Here is a 16,829-nt window from a genome sequence, read left to right as displayed (position 1 = left end):
TATTGTACAAGCTAAAATCCGCAGCAACCAAATTAAATCAGCCGGCGTCCAGCAATCGACCGCGCGGCATGGATGCCGCTGGTCGCAGCGCCAATTGTGCCGCCGCCCGGAAACACATGATCTCCGCAGATGTAGAGATCCGGCAGCCCGGAGTGGTGGGAAACGGAATTGAAGAGGGAGGCATCCAATGTTTGTGGAAATCCGCCGACAAAGCCGTTCGGCCGTCCGGTGAAACGTTCCCAGCCTTTCGGCGCGCCGGTTTCCATGTGGACGATCGCATCTCGGAAACCGGGAATCACTGCTTCAATAGCTTCCAGCATCCGTTCGGTCAGCCTGCTGCGGGTGGCGTCGTATTTTTCTTTCGTATTCCAATGCTGCGCTTCGGAATGAGTGGAAATCGTTATCGTCTGCATGCCTTCCGGAGCGCGCAGCCGGTCATCCAGAAGTGAGGCTGACATGAAAAAGTGGCCCCCTTCCGACATACGTTCGCCGGTGGAAATTTGGCGGAACGGCGGCAGCGGTTCGCCGAGCTTCGTCGAATCCACCGCAATATACAGCGTCAGCGTCGTCCACATCGGTTTTACGGTCGCTTCGCGCAGCGGTTTTTTCATTCGGTTTAAGTTATCCGGCGCCAGGATTTTCGGCAACTGGTGGACCGGGACGTTGAGCACCACATCTTCCGCTTCATATACATTGCCGCGATGATCCCACGCTTGCCACACGCCGCCGTGCCGTTCGAGTTTCTGGACGGTGCGCGGCTTTTTTATGGTGCCGCCGTGCTCCTTGATGCTTTCCGCCATCTCTTCCGCCAGACGGTAAAGTCCGCCCGGCACGTAATAGGCGCCTTCATGGTAGATATCGAGAGCCACTGCTGCAAGCAGATACGAGACGTCTTCGCTGCCGGTTTGCATGCTGTCGATCAGCAAGCCGTCCAGCATGTGGCGAAAAGCGGCCAAATGACCCAGTCCATGCTTATGCAGGCGCTGCTCCAGAGTTTGATTGGCAAATGGCAGAAGCCGCGCATGGCGAGGGCGGATGGAGGCGGACAGAAACGCCCATTCCTTTAGAGTTGCAGGCGGCAGAGCAGGAAGCGGCCCCATCAGCGTCCGAACAGTTGAAGCCGTCTGGTAGATTTCTTTATAGAACGCGCGAATATTGTGTTCGTATTTCGGGAATTCCTGTACAATGCGATCGACGTGCTGTTTGCGGTCTTTCAAAAATACAAATGTTGCATGGGGATGCACCATTTCCATCACTTGGTCGAGCGGTTCGAGCGGCATTGGCTTGTCCAGGAAACGGAACACCCGCTCATGGATGCCGCCCGCCTCCAGCCCCATGCCAAGCGTGGCGCCGACCGGAAACAGCAGCTTTTTACGCTTGAACTTGCTCGCGCATCCGCCCAGTTCCGCCGATGCTTCGAGCAGCGTCACCTCCATGCCATGCTTCGCGAGCAGCGAACCCACCGTCAATCCGCCGATTCCCGCTCCAACGATCAAAACCCGTTTGCCCATGATCCAGCCTCCCTTTTTCTTTCATCATGCCGATAATCAATAAAAATAGCTACTAAAAAACCCGACTGCAAGAGCCGGGCTGTAGAATCCTTCCGGTTTGCGAGCCTTCACAGACAACTCCTTCAGAAACGCAAACGCAATACCTTCAATCACTTCTCTATTCAGACCATAATCATCAATAAATCCGCTGACCAGCCCCATGACTTCTTCCTGAATTTCATGCTAATTGAACTCCAAAGTTGGTGCATAATTGCTGAATATTAGACTGATAACCGTTTCCGACTGCAGTGAACTTCCAATCTTCGTTGTAACGGTAGATTTCCCCAACTATCAGACAAGTCTCCGGACCACCACCATTGGCCAAATCAAACTGGAACATTTCCTCCCCGGTTTCTGCATTCGTCATCCGGATAAAGGCATTGTTCACCATGCTGAAATTCTGCTCTCGATTTAAAGCATCGTAGATAGTTACAATAAACACAATTTTTTCTACTTCGCTTGATACTTTATCCAGTTCCACGAAGACCGTTTCAGTATTGTTTTCTTCATTACGACTATCCTTCAATAAATTCGTGCTGCCATCTGGCGATTGAGGGTTGTTGTAGAATATAAAAAATTCTTCCTTTGGCACTTTTTGATTTTTATTCAAAAGGAATACATGAACGTCAAGATCGAACTCTGTTCCTTGCTGGCCGCTGACATCCCAGCCTAGTCCGACTTTGAGTTTCGTTAGCGGAGTGTCCTCCATAGCTAAGGAGACGCGCTCACCTTTTCGTAATGAGTGCTTCTTGGTTAAGGTAGGTGTCGTTTCAATTTCCACCAATTTGGTCTCTGGTTCTTCTGATTGAGGGGCTGACACTTCCGGTTCTTTCTCAGCAGGCGTATCTTCTTTCACTTCCGAATCGGCTAGTGTTTCAGGTGCTGCTTCTTCAGCCGGCACAGGAGCTGGGCTATCCAATTGTTCTACTCGCTCATTCGACATAATGATGGACTCATCGATAATGCTCAAATCCAATCTGTTCGCTCCTACCTGCTTGGCAATTGCCGTCGCTTTTTCAATCACTTTCTTTGTAACAGCATGTGGGTAAAAGTCTTTGACAACCAATTTGATGAACTCAGGCGGAAGTTCTTCAAGTGTTTTCTTAAATGAGGTGAGCAGTTTATCCCGGAAGATAATTTCCTCCGTGGCTTCTCGAATGCTGGTTGCTGATATTTTCGTGTAACTGAGTAAATTCAAGAAGTAAAAATCATAATCTGTGAGATTTAAAACATCTAAGGAGTAAAAGGGTTCGATATCCATTAGGTTTTCATAGTAGAAGTCCGTAAAAAAGTGATAATTTCGTCCGTCTGTAATGATTCCTAGTTGTACTTCCGGTGTGGAATTATAGTATTTCTGCAGCTGATGGTAATGTCTTTTTATATTGGTGTTTAAAGGCTTGGCCTCAATGATGATTTTGAAGTCACCTAAATCCAACGCATAATCCACTTTGTCGTTGTTCCCCCGTAGGTTGGCCGGCTTGAACTCATGCTTCAAGACATTCGGATCTGTTATGTCATATCCGAGTGAAGTGAGGAAAGGAAGAATAAGAAAGTGCTTCGTTGTCTGTTCATTAAAGGTCATGTCTTCATCGGTGAGAATCTTCTTTAAATTATCAATTGATTTTTGTGCAGAAATATCGAGCATATGCCTCTCTCCTTTAGTTTTAATTGGTCCTATTTACCATCTTAATTCATTGTAACATTTTTCTGACAAAGGTAATTAATGTCAAGCTGTTTTATATAAACAATCCCAAAGAAAAAAGACGCAGCAGGAAGATTACCTTTCCAGCTGTTCTCAGATCGTCACTGTGTCGAAACATTCATGAACAATAAATTTTACTGAAAAAATATGAAAGCCGTATCCATTAACCATTGCGGTTATCGGATACGGCAATTTCTTCATATATATTTCTAGTTAGTAAACTTAACACTTTTGATACAGAAGCGTTTTTTATTCACCTGCTGCAGAAATCTTATAAATCTTACCGCCATCAGTGGCTGCAATAAGCGCGCCATCCTCCGTTACAAGAATATCGCGGAAACGTTCGCCTTCGTCAGTCAGTAGACGTTCTTCTCCAACGATGGTGTCATCTTCAATAACGACACGTGCAATATAGCTCGACACTAAGCCACCGATGAACAAGTTGTTCTCCCATTCAGGAATTGCGTCGTTATCATAAAATGAACTGCCGCTTGGTGCACTTGTTGGATCCCAATAATACCTTGGTTCAATAAAGCCCTGCGCCTCGTGTTCTGAAATACCATCATTGATCAATTCACCGGTATACTCGATGCCATAAGAAACAATCGGCCATCCATAGTTATTGCCTGGTTCAACAATATTCAGTTCATCCCCGGCTTGTGGACCGAACTCGACAATCCATAAGTCTCCTGTTTCAGGGTGGAAGTCCACACCTTGAATATTACGGTGACCATAGCTGTAAATGCCATCCAGTGCGTCTTCATCTTCGATAAATGGATTCGTATCCACTGCTTCACCGTCTTGTGTAATGTGAATGACTTTACCTAAGTAAGCATCCAAGTCTTGTGCACGATCGCGGCTTTCAACATCTGAACGTTCACCCGTTGTTAAGAACAGGTTTCCTTCTTCATCAAAGATAATCCGTCCACCATAGTGCAAGTCCCCGTCATATGCCGGTTCCGCTTGGAAAATCACTTCAAAATCTTCAAGTGAGGCTTCATCTTCTGATAAAACACCTTTACCGAGAGCCGTTACAGTACCACCTTCGACATCTTGAGAAAACGTCAGAAATACCAATCTTGAATCGTCAAAATCAGGTGCGATCGTTACATCAAGTAAACCGCCCTGACCTCCGTTAGCTACTTCTGGAGTCCCTTCGATTGGTTCTGAAACAGATCCATCTTCAAGGTTCACAATAAGAAGTTCTGCTTCATCTCTTTGCGTCACAAGCAAGCGGTTCGGTTCAAACTCTTCCATCCCCCAAGACACGCCAAGACCGTCAACAATAACTTCCACATCAACTTCTGTTTCAGTCACTACTGCTGGTGCTCTTGTTTGCCCGGGAAATGCTGGTTCAAACTCAGTAACTTTCGGTTCAGTTTCTGCTGGTTCTCCATCTGCGCTTTCTTCTGTTGCAGTATCCGAGTCATCCGTTGATTCTTCGACTGAATCATCAGCATTTTCTTCTTTTGCAACATCCGAGTTTTCAGTTGATTCTTCGTTTGAAGTCTCCTCACTGTTACACGCTGCCAAAGCCAATATAAAGATCAGCATTGAAAAGAATGAAAATCTTGACCGCGAAACCTTCGTCATCGTTTTTCCTCCCTTTCTCTAATATATATAACTGAATATCTATTAAAGTGCAGCCCTTAAAACCCAGTATCAAAAATTGGTTAAGACATTCTATATCATCATTAAAAGTACGAAATCCATTTGAAAATAATGTTATCATAATTGTTTGAAAGTAAATAATAATCTTACTTTTAATGAATTTACTAAATTCGTGTAAACACCTCTCTAGGAGGGGCACATCTCCTGACAACTCCAATTTCTGCACAATTAATAAAACTCTATCCCTCAGAACCATATATTCAAAGGATAGAGTATCTTTTATATGCAATTGTAGTTTATAGTCAAAATCGTTTAGAATTGTTCCTTTCCCTGGAAGGCGATTTTGCCTTATCGCTCCTTCATCCTAAAAACCCATCAACTTCCGGAATCCCATAAATCAACCAATAAATCAGCTTCGTCGCATCCTTATTTCCATCCTGCAGACTAAGATGCCTTGGAAAAGCACCCGGCTTCTTGCCTTGTTTCAGCAGTTTGAAAAGATGCGGATTGCACTTCTTGACAAAGTCTTTCATTTGGCTTCCTTCCTACGGTTGCTGTCCGTGAAAATGATATTCCTGGAGCTGGTGGGCGTTCGAACCGGAGCCAGCCCTCTTTAAACATGTCCTTCGATTCGCTCATCACCAAGTTTTATCAAATTTTCAAGCGTATGAGGATTTTATGTTTGTGGTTAGAAAAGAATTAGGGATTAAGAAACTGCTATTTCATGCTTGGCAATTGATTTTATAGCGAGTGAAAAGAGGATGAGTGAAAGAAGGTGTTAGATTACCAGCAGTTCCCAGGTTGTTCCTGTGTCATAAACTATTATGAGCTTTTACAACTCTTAATAAAAATGCAAATTCCTACTCCTAAAACTATTGCAGATTTTATACATTGCTTTTTGCCATTCATTTAATGGGAATAAACTGCAATATTTTTGACACAGAGGCATGACTTTCTAGATTCGACTGGACCGATGAACAGAAATCACTTCGCAATTGTGGGCTGACTATTGCCACCTGCTTGCCTTATTTCAACTTGACGGCAGCAGATCTGCTAACTGATCCATCAGCACTTCATCAAGCAGGCGTCCAGCTTCCGCAACTAATATTAACTAATCGACAGAAGCCCGTTTCGCTACCCCTATACTGATCAGCGAGCCTTCGCCATACTCGATGATACCGACTTCTGTGAATTTGTTATCCGATTTCAAATGCTCCAACTAAGTAGTTGGATTATTGAAATACTCATCAAACGCAAATCTGCTTTACTATCGCCAAACGCCTGTTCCATCTCTACTCTTCCCTTATCGGAGAAGATACTGTTAAGACCGTTTCTCCTCCAACTCTTCTGCAAACATCTTCAGACTATTATTCTCGCCGGGAATCCTTAGCGAGTTGCCCCGCAATCTATAGGTCCTGAACCGGCCATAATTAGTATCGCCGAAAACAGCCCTTCCCTTTCTGACATTTCGGCTTACGCTTTCATCGTTCCTTTTATTCTTTGAACTTATTGCTAAATTTCACAAAAAAAGGTTTTGATAACAATTACCAAAAAATGCAGTATAATATTCCTAATGGAAGGAGGGAATGGATTGGAGATTATTAAACCAAATATTAAAAATTTTATTTCACCATCAAAAATTGATATAATTCCGCCTTATGAGCTCCAAACTATTACAGACTTTGGAAGAGGAATTATAGAAAGTCCCCAATTCAACTTTAAAGAATTTTCATCATATGAAAATAGCATACAGCTTTCAAATAAGTTACAAGTTAATAACTTGGATTCATTTATATTAAATTATGTACTTATAGCCACTAAAAATATTCTTAAATCTGAGGATGATAAAGAATTATATATAACAGTTCCTCAATCCTCAAATGCTTTCTCAATATTAATTACCTATCAGATTTTGTTTAATGATTTAGCTAATCGTTTGTCTAGCGAAACTTCCACTCCTATTAATTTCAAAAAAAACGAAGGGATTTTATTAGTCTCACATAACATAGATCTCTTACAACATGTGTGGAATACAACTTTGCGCGACGTTTATCTACGCGATTATTTCCCTACTTATATTATAAAAGCAAAAGAATTTAAATTTTTTAATTTTAATAACAACAATAAAAATAAGAATCAAGATGATGGCACTTTACCTTGGCTATGTTTTTATCGTGCACATAGAAAAGAATTAAAAGATTTAGAAGATTTTAAAGAGAAGCGGCCAAAATTTATAGTTATAGATTTAATTCCCCTTTACCATCGGAAAAGAGCAAGTCAATTAATAAAATGGGCTAATGAAATTTCAGATGTAGTTATTATTTTATTGCCTGCTAATGACTTAAATTTAAACTATTTAACTATAAATAAAAATAATAAAATCTCTATTAACCAATCTTCACTTCAATTTTTAAAAAAGATTATACCCTTAAACTACGAAAAAATTAATAATAAATCTTGGGGATTAACAAGCTCATTAAAAGCTTTCGACTTTATAAATCTTTCATTCAATATAATCGAGTACAAAAAAATAGATACTTCTCTAATTAACCTAATAGATCGTTTTAAAAAAGATTTAGAACTTTGTAAAAAATCAAATGGTGAATTACCTTTAAAATATCAAAGAATAGACACCTTAGTAATGCTTATGCTTAATACAATACTTCCATTAAAAGAATACGAAACTTTCAAAAGAGAGTGTCGTGAATTTAATATTAAAGATCTTTTTAATAAAAGTAAGTTAATATATTCAAATGGTCCTGAAGAATCAAGTATTGAAATTAACTTAGGACACCATTTATATTCTTCCTTTGAAGAACTATACAGTTACCTATATGATCAAAATCAATCTCTTAGAGGAATGCTTATTAATCTCCAGAAGCCAAAATTCAGTGAAGCCAGAACACTTTATATTGTTTTTGACTTGTTTGAGAAGGGTCTTCTTAAACAACAATTATCTAAAAATATCGATGTTGTAACTTTTAAAGAATTTAACCAAATGCAAATTAATGGTGATACTTTTGATTACGCTTTTTACGTTGTAACTACCCCATTTCCATATAGATACCTATCTGGATTTAACTTTTCTAATGCCATGGTAATCTGTATTAGTTTATTTAGTGATACAACAAGATTTTATAAGCAAATTGAAAATGTATACAGTAATAAGAAAGAATTCAATCATTTTTCAAACACTATAAAAGACATAATATCTAATTCCAATTCAATTTCTAAAGACTATTTAAAAACCCCCAAAATTCATATAGAAAAAGATTATATTTTTCATGACTTTGACAATAATAACGTCCAAAATATATCTGAACTAAGTTTTAATATGTTTGATGATATAAAACTCTTAGAATTACTTAAATCTAACACGAATTTTGAACTTGACGTCAGAGATGTTGAAAAAATAAAAACTAGTAATACATTAGAAACTATGATAAATGCTCTCTTGATTGAGTTAGAAGATATCGACGGTAATCTTGAAAAGATATTTGTTCCTTGCGAAGATTATTTGAAAGTTCATCGCGTCGCTTCAAATAAAATAGATATATTGCCTTTACAGAAAATTAGTGAAAATGATTTATGGATACAAGTTAATCAAGATCGACGGAAAGATTTATTTAATACGATTCTAAGTTTGGCTGCCAAAACGAATATTATGAAATGGATAGAACAAGGAATTAGAATATGGAATGAAATTCTTGATTCTGTGTGGAAATCATATTATTCTGGCCAGCGTTATAAAACTCATGTTTATAAAAAAATTAAAAATGCAATAAACGAAAATGGAGGCTCTATTAAAGGATATCAAACTATTTCTAACTGGTTTAATGGAATTAATATTGTCCGAGACGAAAAAAATTTAATAGCTTTAATAAAAATATCCAATCAACCTGAATTATTAGAAAGTCTACGCATAGTTATGAGCTCTTTTTCTGAACTTAAAAGCATTAGAATACAATTAGGACGTGCAATTTCTTCAATGATAACTACCTATTCAAGTGACATGCTTAATTATAAAGAAATATCTGAGTGGGTAACAATTAGAGCAGACATAGTCATCCCTACTGAAGATATAGCTTCCATAATTAAGATTTCAAGAATTACTAGTATAGCTAATAACAATGTTATTTCAATTCCAAATGAACTTTTATATCGTAATTTAAATTTAGAAGTTATTAAGAGAGTTTATGAACTTTACAGTCATGAGGAGGATTAACTTATATGGATATAAAGGAACAGAATCAGCTTAAATTTGTTAATTATATGCACAGTAAATTAAAAGACAATCTATTAGGTTCCTCTATAGAATATTTAACTGGGGTAAAGCCACTCACCCAAATATATGGTGGTGTAGTTTTTCCTAATAGTATTTTTAGAGATATTGATGATAAACTCGATGAAAATGACATGGATCCTGATATAAAATTCACTAGTATTTCTAAGAATATAAATTTCGGTTTAGAGTTTTTAGTGAATACTAATCAAGAGTTTAAAGCAATTAGTTTGGACGGTTCATTTTCAGTTTTTGTTAGAATAATCCCTTCATTTGAAGATGTTCAAGAATCTTTGGAGTATCTAAATTCAGATACTCTCGACGAAAAAAGTAATACTAATTCAAAAGGTTTAACACTTGTTGAAAAGTATAAAAAATTTACTTTTAATTTTACGAATTTAAAAATTATAAAAACCGAGAATTCACTAACATTTGATAATGCGTCGTTACAAAAAATACAAGAAGACTTTAATTTATTTCTAAATGGTCTGAAGCAAGATAAAGAACTACTTAACCCTAAAAATGAGTATTTTAATAAAGTAGGAGGGATTGATTTACCGAAAATTTTTTCGAATGCCCAGGAGTATAAAGATTTTATTAATCAGATTACTTCTGAAGAATTAATAGTACCAAATTTTAATTTTGAGTTAAATACTAATAGCCTTGAATATATAAAGTTTCCTTATTGCACCAAATTGTTGATTACGTTAACTAATACTACTTCTAGTACGATAGAAAACAAAACTTTTCATCCTTTGGAGTTATATGATTGCTCATTAAAAGTTCAAGTTCCACAGTCTTTGCATGTTCCATTTGAATTTGACGGTGTAAGAAAAAACTATCTATTAGATAATGCTTATATGGCTAAAGGACAGAACTGTACAGCAACTACAAATATAGAATCTAATTCAATTATTATTTCTAGTGAGTTCATCCCTGACTTTTTTCAAAAACTTTATAGGACTAGAGAAGATTTGACTGTTAAGTTTGAAGATTTACTAACTCCCATCGAAACTCTAAAGAAATTGAATGAGACTTTAAATAAAATGCAAAGATATGCCTTCGAATGGCAATTATTTATTCAAAATAAAGGAGATTTAGATTTCACCCTTGAAACAGAAGAAGATATTAAACAATGCGGTGTACTTCTTAAGGAATTTGAAGCGGAAATTCATAGTTTTGAGCTGGGAATCTATTCTTTGAGTAAAGATTCTAAATTATTGAAAGCATTTAATTTTATGAATAAGGTGTTTATTGACTCGAGTAAAGGCAAATACGAAGGTTGGCGGCTATTTCAAATTATCTTCATCGTTCGAATGTTCCCTTCATTTTATTGTCGTGAAATGTCAGATTCTGAAACTAGAAAAAATGAAATAATTGCCTCAACCCAATTTGCAGATGTATTATGGTTTCCTACCGGAGGTGGTAAAACAGAGGCATATTTAGGAGCGATTTTGACGGCGTTATTCTATGACAGATTAAGAGGAAAACTACGTGGTGTGACTTCATGGCTCCGTTTCCCTCTAAGAATGTTGTCTAAGAATCAGTTGGATCGTTTAGCTAAGATTTTAATTATTGCTGAAAGGTACCGTAGAAGTAGTTCCGAATTAAATAATCTTGGGGTTCCTTTTTCTCTTGGCTTCTTCGCTGGCAGCGGAAACACTGACAATGCAGTAAGTAAGAAAACTAAAAATGAAGCAATGAAAAATAATACATCAAAGATGAATAAAATGCTTATCCACAAGTGTCCTAATTGTAATTCCGATATCGAATTTTCATTTAATGAGAATAGTTGGAGATATGTTCACAAATGTATTAACGAAAAGTGTTTTGTAGTCACCGAACTTGATGGCCAGATACCGTTATATATTACTGATTCAGAAGTCTATCGTTTTATACCAAGCGTAATATGTGGAACTGTTGATAAAACTGCTATTTCAGGAAGAAATAGAGAGTTTTCACAATTATTTGGTCAAGTTCAAGGACGTTGTCAAAATCACGGTTACTTTTCTGATACCTGTATAGTTGGTGCATATGACGAGTGGCAATCGTGTACTAATAAAGCCGTTTATAGGGAAAGCGAAATCGCCAAAGTAAAAGCTGATTTTTATGATCCAATACCTTCCCTATTTATACAAGACGAACTTCATCTTTTAAAAGATGAATTAGGTTCCTTATCTTCTCATAACGAAGGATATTTAAATGAGCTGGCTATTACATATGGTAAGCAAAAATATTTTCTTCCGAAGATAATAGCAGCTACAGCTACAATTGAATCCTACGAAAAACACATTAAACACTTGTATTTAAGAAAACCCAGAAAGTATCCTTCCATGGGGTACAAACCGGGAGAGTCATTCTATGCCACCTCTAAACCCGAAAAACCTAGAAGACTTTACATTGGCATATTACCGCATTCTAAAAATATAGATGAGGTAATTTCAAGAGCTGTTTATATTTATCAAAATGAAATTATAAATATGTATAATGATCCTCACAAATATATCTCAGAAATAGGCCTAATAAATATATCTGATTTCCATGAATTTATTGGTCTATACGATCTATCTACAATTTATGTAAATACTAAAACTATGGGGTCGGATATAAATAGGCGATTAGGGGAAAACTATGATATTCCATTATCACTCGAATTCTTAACTGGAGAAGATAACATGGATAAAATTGTTAAGGTTCTTGATCGAATTGAAACAGAAAAAAAAGGCGACTCAGTGAACAAACTTAATGTTCTAAGTGCTACAAGTTTAATTAGTCATGGAGTAGATTTAGATAGAATTAATAACTTTTTCATGGCTGGAATGCCCTCTAAACAAGCTGAATATATTCAAGCATCTAGCCGATCAGCGCGTTCAAATATTGGTTTAGTGTTTGTATGCTTCAAATCGACCAATCTCAAAGAACGTTCACAATATCAATTTTTCAAAGAAAACCATAAATTTTTGGATCAATTAGTTGATCCAGTACCTATTAACCGTATGGCTATCAAGGCTATAGAAAAATCACTTTCGAGTATCTTATCTAGTTTATTATTAGGTATTCATTCATATATGAATAAAAAACCACTAGATACGTGTGGAAAAGTCGATGATTATGTATTGAAAAGAGCTTCAGAAGGTATAGATGTTTACGAACAATTATTAGAACAGATACTTAACATATACGGATGCAACTCAGATTTCTTCCCCATAGCTACTAAAGAAAAAACGAAAAAAATTGTTTCAAAGTTATTAGAAGAAAAGCTAGATTTCCTTCGCTCTCAACCTAGAAACGCCAAATTAAAAAGTAAAGAAATTTTAAATCCTATGAACAGCTTTAGAGAAATCGAAGAAGGACTCCCCATTCGTTCAGGAAGGAATACAAGCCTTGTTTTACATCTAAATAACTATTCTTCTAAGTATGGAGGCGATATATAATGGTTGACGATTTTGTCCGAGGAAGAAGCCAAGTTATGTTTAAATATCTTCCTGGTGCCGTATTTTATAAAGATGGTCGATACTTCAAAGTAACTAATATTGTTCCTGAGAAAATTACCTATGATATATCAAGACTCCGCGAAGAGGTATATCGGTATGTCTTTCAATGGACTAGGAATAGAGATTTAAATGTCCACTTATTTCCTAAAGATCCTACTAATTATTACTTTTCTGAGATTCAATCTGTTGAATATGAATTGTTTCCATTGGTTTTTTATTGTGAGAAATGCAAGAATGTTCATGAATATTGGGATATAGAAACACTGGTTAGAGATAACAAATCTCTTAAATGTGTATTTTGTAGTGTAAGCACATCAGCAAACTTAAAACAATATCCTTATGTCATGGTTCATGAAAACGGGGACATTAAATCATTAAAAGTAGCACGTAATAAAAGTTCGACATCTTTTAAAGATAAATATAGAGGAATTAGAATGAATGATACTCGAAGTTTTGTTACTGCAACCTGGTACAATAAGAACACTAATACAAGTTTAGGGCCTTTAGGATCTAACTATACGGATTTGCCTGTTACTTCGGATATGCGGAAATTTATGAGTGGTAAACATGCATCGGATGGTGATGTATTTAAACCTGCTGTAATTAATCTTGTAAATTTAAATAATGAAGATTTAATTTCAAGAAAAGAAAATCCAGATTTTGCGTACATTCAATTAGCTGCTTTATTTAACATGAAAACTATTAATAAAGATAATTATGATTTAAACTTTAGCCAGCAAGAATCAACCAGTTCATTTCATAAAATGTTAGAAGCAGCGCAAAACGAAACTGAAAGAGCTTTATTATTAAAATTGTTAAGTTCTAGTGGTCAATCTTATTTAGCTGAAGAAAATAATGTTTCAAAAGAAATTTCCAGTATTTCTTCAAAACTAAAATTAGAAGTAGACTCAGAAATAGTTAGTGAAGATTTTTTATTACATGAATATACTTATAGTCTTTATGAAAATGATTGTAGTTCTATTAACGAAAAAATTAGCGAAGCATCTGAAAATAACAATATTTTACAAAAGCAAGTCCTGGAAAATGCAAAAAGCAATCTGCATTTGATGGGCTTCTCTGATGCTACTTTACTGGATAAATTCCCTGTAATTACTATTTCTCCTGGATATACTAGGAAGAATTTTAATAGAGAGGAAGCTCTTTTAAACCCTTATCGATTAAACATTCGGAACTCTGTTCAAACTGTAATTCCAACTATGTTAAATGAAAATGAAGCAATAATTTTTAAGGTTAATCCAAAGAAAATTTTAGAATGGCTTTCAATAAACGGATTGCTTGATTTAATGCCTACTCATTTATCTGATATTGAAGCAGAATTTTATTTATACAATACTTTAAAAATTAGTCAATTTAAAAATTCAGAGCTTGCGGAAACTGTAATAGACTTTGAGAGTAAAGATCAAAAAAATGTATGTGCTATCGTATTTCAATTAATTCATACAATTAGCCATATGATGCTTAACTCCGGAAAAACTGTAATTGGATTGGATATTGATAGTATATCTGAATATATATTCACTTCGTCTAATGCTTTTGCTATTTACGTTTCTAAATTACAAGGAGGTGGCATGGGGAACTTAATAGCCGCTTTTGAAAATGACATGGAAAAATGGCTTCATTCAGCCTACGAACAATCTCAATTATGTTTATATGATCCTGTTTGCAAAGACCATAAAGCAGCTTGCCATGCATGTTCATACCTTAAATTTTCATGTCAACAATTTAATCGCGGCTTAAATAGATCGTTATTAATCGGTGGGCATATAAAAAATAAAAAAGTTGTTGGCTTTTTGAATAGAGGCATTAATGTTTAATAAAGAGTCTCTACTAAATTTCATTGAATTTGTTGAAAGATATAAATTAAAGGACCATCTTCAATACATTTTTGAATCTTTACGCTTTACATCTGCTTTGCATAAAAGTTTTTCACTTCCCAACTTTGACTATGTAATTGGATTAAATGTAAATTTACAAAAAGAATTAAACTATACTATTCTAAATTTATTTACAGAACTCCAAGTTCTCTCTTTCAATGACAAATACACTCTAAATTCTGTTAGACTAGACGCACTTTATAAATTCTTGAAAGTATACTTTGAAGCAGACCTAATTAATCAAAATACAACTTCAAATAATTTGCTATGGAATCTAAATTTTCAGTTTAAAAATCATTTATCTCTGGACCTAAGGAATGACTTTTCTGATCTAACAACGCATTTAAAAAATATTATCTCTACTGCTCAAAAAAAAATAATATTTTGCGCACCTTATTTTTCAATAGCAGGTTTAGAAATACTATTACCTTCTATAAAAGTATCCTTAAATAAAAACCCTGATTTAACAATAATTTTTATTATAGAATCGGAAGCAAATGAATCAAATAAAATTTTTTTAAATGAAATAGAAAAAAGATTAGAAAAAAATTCTTATGAAATTTATATTCCAGTCGATAAGATTGATGAAGGGCTAATGTTACATTCAAAATTCTTATTGGCAGACAATAAGAAAGGTTATTTGGGCTCTGCAAATTTTAGCGAACGAGCATTACGTCAACAATTCGAAGTTGGTATAAAGTTAAGTGTTTCCGAATCAAAATCACTAGCAAAGCTAGTGGATTCCTGGATTAAACTTGATTATCTTCAAAAATTGAGATAAAAGGCATTTTGCTGAATGGCTTACTTTTATATATAATTGTATGACTGCAATAAAAGAAAGTAGGCTAACTATGGTTATATTTAATGAAATAAGCATTGAACCTTATTTTCAGACAAATAAAGGTCAAGCATATCTTACTGATACTATTAAATTGTTAAAAGAAATACCAGATGAAAGTATAAATTTAATTATGACTTCCCCCCCATTTGCTCTAGTTAGAAAAAAAAGTTATGGAAATGAAGATGAGGCAACTTATATTAAGTGGTTTATTGATAACTTTTCATATGAATTTAAAAGAATATTAAAAGCAGATGGAAGTTTAGTAATTGATATAGGGGGTGCTTATAAGCCTAAACGTCCTGTAAGATCACTTTATCATTTTGAATTACTTACTAAATTATGTAATGAAGTAGAAAATAATGGTCCTGAATTTAAACTCGCCCAAGAATTTTATTGGTACAACCCATCTAAGTTGCCAAGTCCTATACAATGGGTAAATATAGACAAAGTACGTGTGAAAGATTCTATTAATCCGGTTTGGTGGTTATCAAAGACAGATAATCCTAAAGCAAATAATCAGAATGTCTTAGTTCCATATAAAGCTAGCATGAAAAAACTTCTAAAAAATGGTTACAACAGTGGACTTAGACCTTCTCAACATGTAGTTTCACAAACTTCATGGCAAAAAGATAACGGTGGTGCTATACCACCGAATTTCATAAATTATAATACAGAATTGGATCTTTCAAAATATATCGATGAAGTGTACCAAGACTATTTAGCTGGCTTTGAAGACTATCTCGCAAAAAAAATATCAGATGACTTTTCAGATAATGTTTTAGAAATCGCTAATACTTCTTCGAGTGATAAATATCTAAAAGCTTGTAAAGCTTTAGGTTTAACTACTCATCCAGCAAGGTTCCCATCAGATTTACCCGAATTTTTTATAAAATTTTTAACAAATGAGAATGATATTGTCTTTGATCCATTTGGGGGCAGTTGTGTAACAGCTGAAGTCGCTGAGAGAATGAATCGAAGGTGGATAACTTCAGAAATACAAGAAGATTATTTACAAGGCGCTCAATATAGGTTTACCGATCTTAAACCCTCAATGGAAAAACCCTTACGTAAATAAATGAAATAATCTTCATTTAAAGGACAACTTAATAAAATTATCATGGTAATTCAACTGAAAAAAGATGACTTCGCTATTTCGCCGAAGTCATCTTTTAAATTCTTTTGCTAGCAAATTGTACAATAATGCACTATAAAAATCTTTTCTAATTATTTCAATTAGTTGATTACTTAAACTCACTGAACATCGTTCGTGAGCAATTAAAGTGAGAGATCACTTTGAAATAAACAACGGCTAGTTCAAATTCATTTTACCTGAAGACCCGGTTTTGTCTCGTAAAATTCTAATCCATAACTTGGCTCCTAAATTATGGTGCTCGATCTAATCATAGAGGCAAAATCTGGACTTTCTTCAGGAATATGATAGTGAAATTAATAGA

10 protein-coding genes are annotated in these 16,829 nt (G+C 35.4%); 5 read left to right on the top strand and 5 right to left on the bottom strand.

Going from position 1 to position 16,829, the window contains the following annotated elements:
• Positions 1 to 32: 32 nt before the first annotated feature.
• The 5 genes from MTR82_RS15650 to MTR82_RS15630 form a co-directional block, all read right to left on the bottom strand.
• Entirely contained in the window at positions 33 to 1,511 is a 1,479-nt protein-coding gene (locus MTR82_RS15650) for a phytoene desaturase family protein (RefSeq protein ID WP_246809800.1), read from the bottom strand.
• A 36-nt stretch (positions 1,512 to 1,547) separates the two neighbouring features.
• Positions 1,548 to 1,712 carry a hypothetical protein gene (locus MTR82_RS15645; RefSeq protein ID WP_246809799.1) on the bottom strand — a complete coding sequence of 55 codons (165 nt, stop codon included), beginning with the start codon at positions 1,710 to 1,712 and terminating at the stop codon, positions 1,548 to 1,550.
• Positions 1,713 to 1,728: 16 nt separating this feature from the next.
• Positions 1,729 to 3,195, bottom strand: a complete 1,467-nt coding sequence (locus MTR82_RS15640) for a TerD family protein (protein WP_246809798.1) — start codon at positions 3,193 to 3,195, stop codon at positions 1,729 to 1,731.
• Positions 3,196 to 3,501: 306 nt separating this feature from the next.
• Positions 3,502 to 4,845, bottom strand: coding sequence for a PQQ-dependent sugar dehydrogenase (locus MTR82_RS15635; RefSeq protein ID WP_246809797.1), 1,344 nt, complete (start codon positions 4,843 to 4,845; stop codon positions 3,502 to 3,504).
• A gap of 377 nt (positions 4,846 to 5,222) precedes the next feature.
• The gene (locus tag MTR82_RS15630) at positions 5,223 to 5,396 is read right to left on the bottom strand and encodes a hypothetical protein (RefSeq protein ID WP_246809796.1); all 174 of its coding nucleotides are present in this window, start codon (positions 5,394 to 5,396) and stop codon (positions 5,223 to 5,225) included.
• A 1,058-nt stretch (positions 5,397 to 6,454) separates the two neighbouring features.
• Between MTR82_RS15630 and MTR82_RS15625 the strand changes: the two genes are divergently transcribed.
• The 5 genes from MTR82_RS15625 (at position 6,455) to MTR82_RS15605 (ending at position 16,450) form a co-directional block, all read left to right on the top strand.
• Entirely contained in the window at positions 6,455 to 9,088 is a 2,634-nt protein-coding gene (locus MTR82_RS15625; protein ID WP_246809795.1) for a DrmE family protein, read from the top strand.
• Between the two features lie 5 nt (positions 9,089 to 9,093).
• A complete protein-coding gene (locus MTR82_RS15620; protein ID WP_246809794.1) occupies positions 9,094 to 12,579 on the top strand; it encodes a DEAD/DEAH box helicase family protein in 3,486 nt (1,161 codons plus the stop codon).
• Positions 12,579 to 14,474 (top strand): DUF1998 domain-containing protein, encoded by a 1,896-nt coding sequence (locus tag MTR82_RS15615; protein ID WP_246809793.1) that lies wholly within the window; start codon positions 12,579 to 12,581, stop codon positions 14,472 to 14,474. Before MTR82_RS15620 ends, MTR82_RS15615 begins: the two co-directional genes overlap by 1 nt.
• Positions 14,467 to 15,315: a phospholipase D-like domain-containing protein gene (locus MTR82_RS15610; protein ID WP_246809792.1), complete on the top strand. Its 849-nt coding sequence runs from the start codon at positions 14,467 to 14,469 to the stop codon at positions 15,313 to 15,315. Before MTR82_RS15615 ends, MTR82_RS15610 begins: the two co-directional genes overlap by 8 nt.
• A 70-nt stretch (positions 15,316 to 15,385) precedes the next feature.
• Positions 15,386 to 16,450: a DNA-methyltransferase gene (locus MTR82_RS15605; protein ID WP_246809791.1), complete on the top strand. Its 1,065-nt coding sequence runs from the start codon at positions 15,386 to 15,388 to the stop codon at positions 16,448 to 16,450.
• The last annotated feature ends 379 nt before the right edge of the window (positions 16,451 to 16,829 follow it).

The sequence above is a fragment of the Planococcus ruber genome (assembly GCF_022819085.1).
Lineage (GTDB): Bacteria > Bacillota > Bacilli > Bacillales_A > Planococcaceae > Planococcus > Planococcus ruber.
Note: the sequence above shows the minus strand (reverse complement) of the source record. Positions and strands in the feature narration are given on the sequence as shown.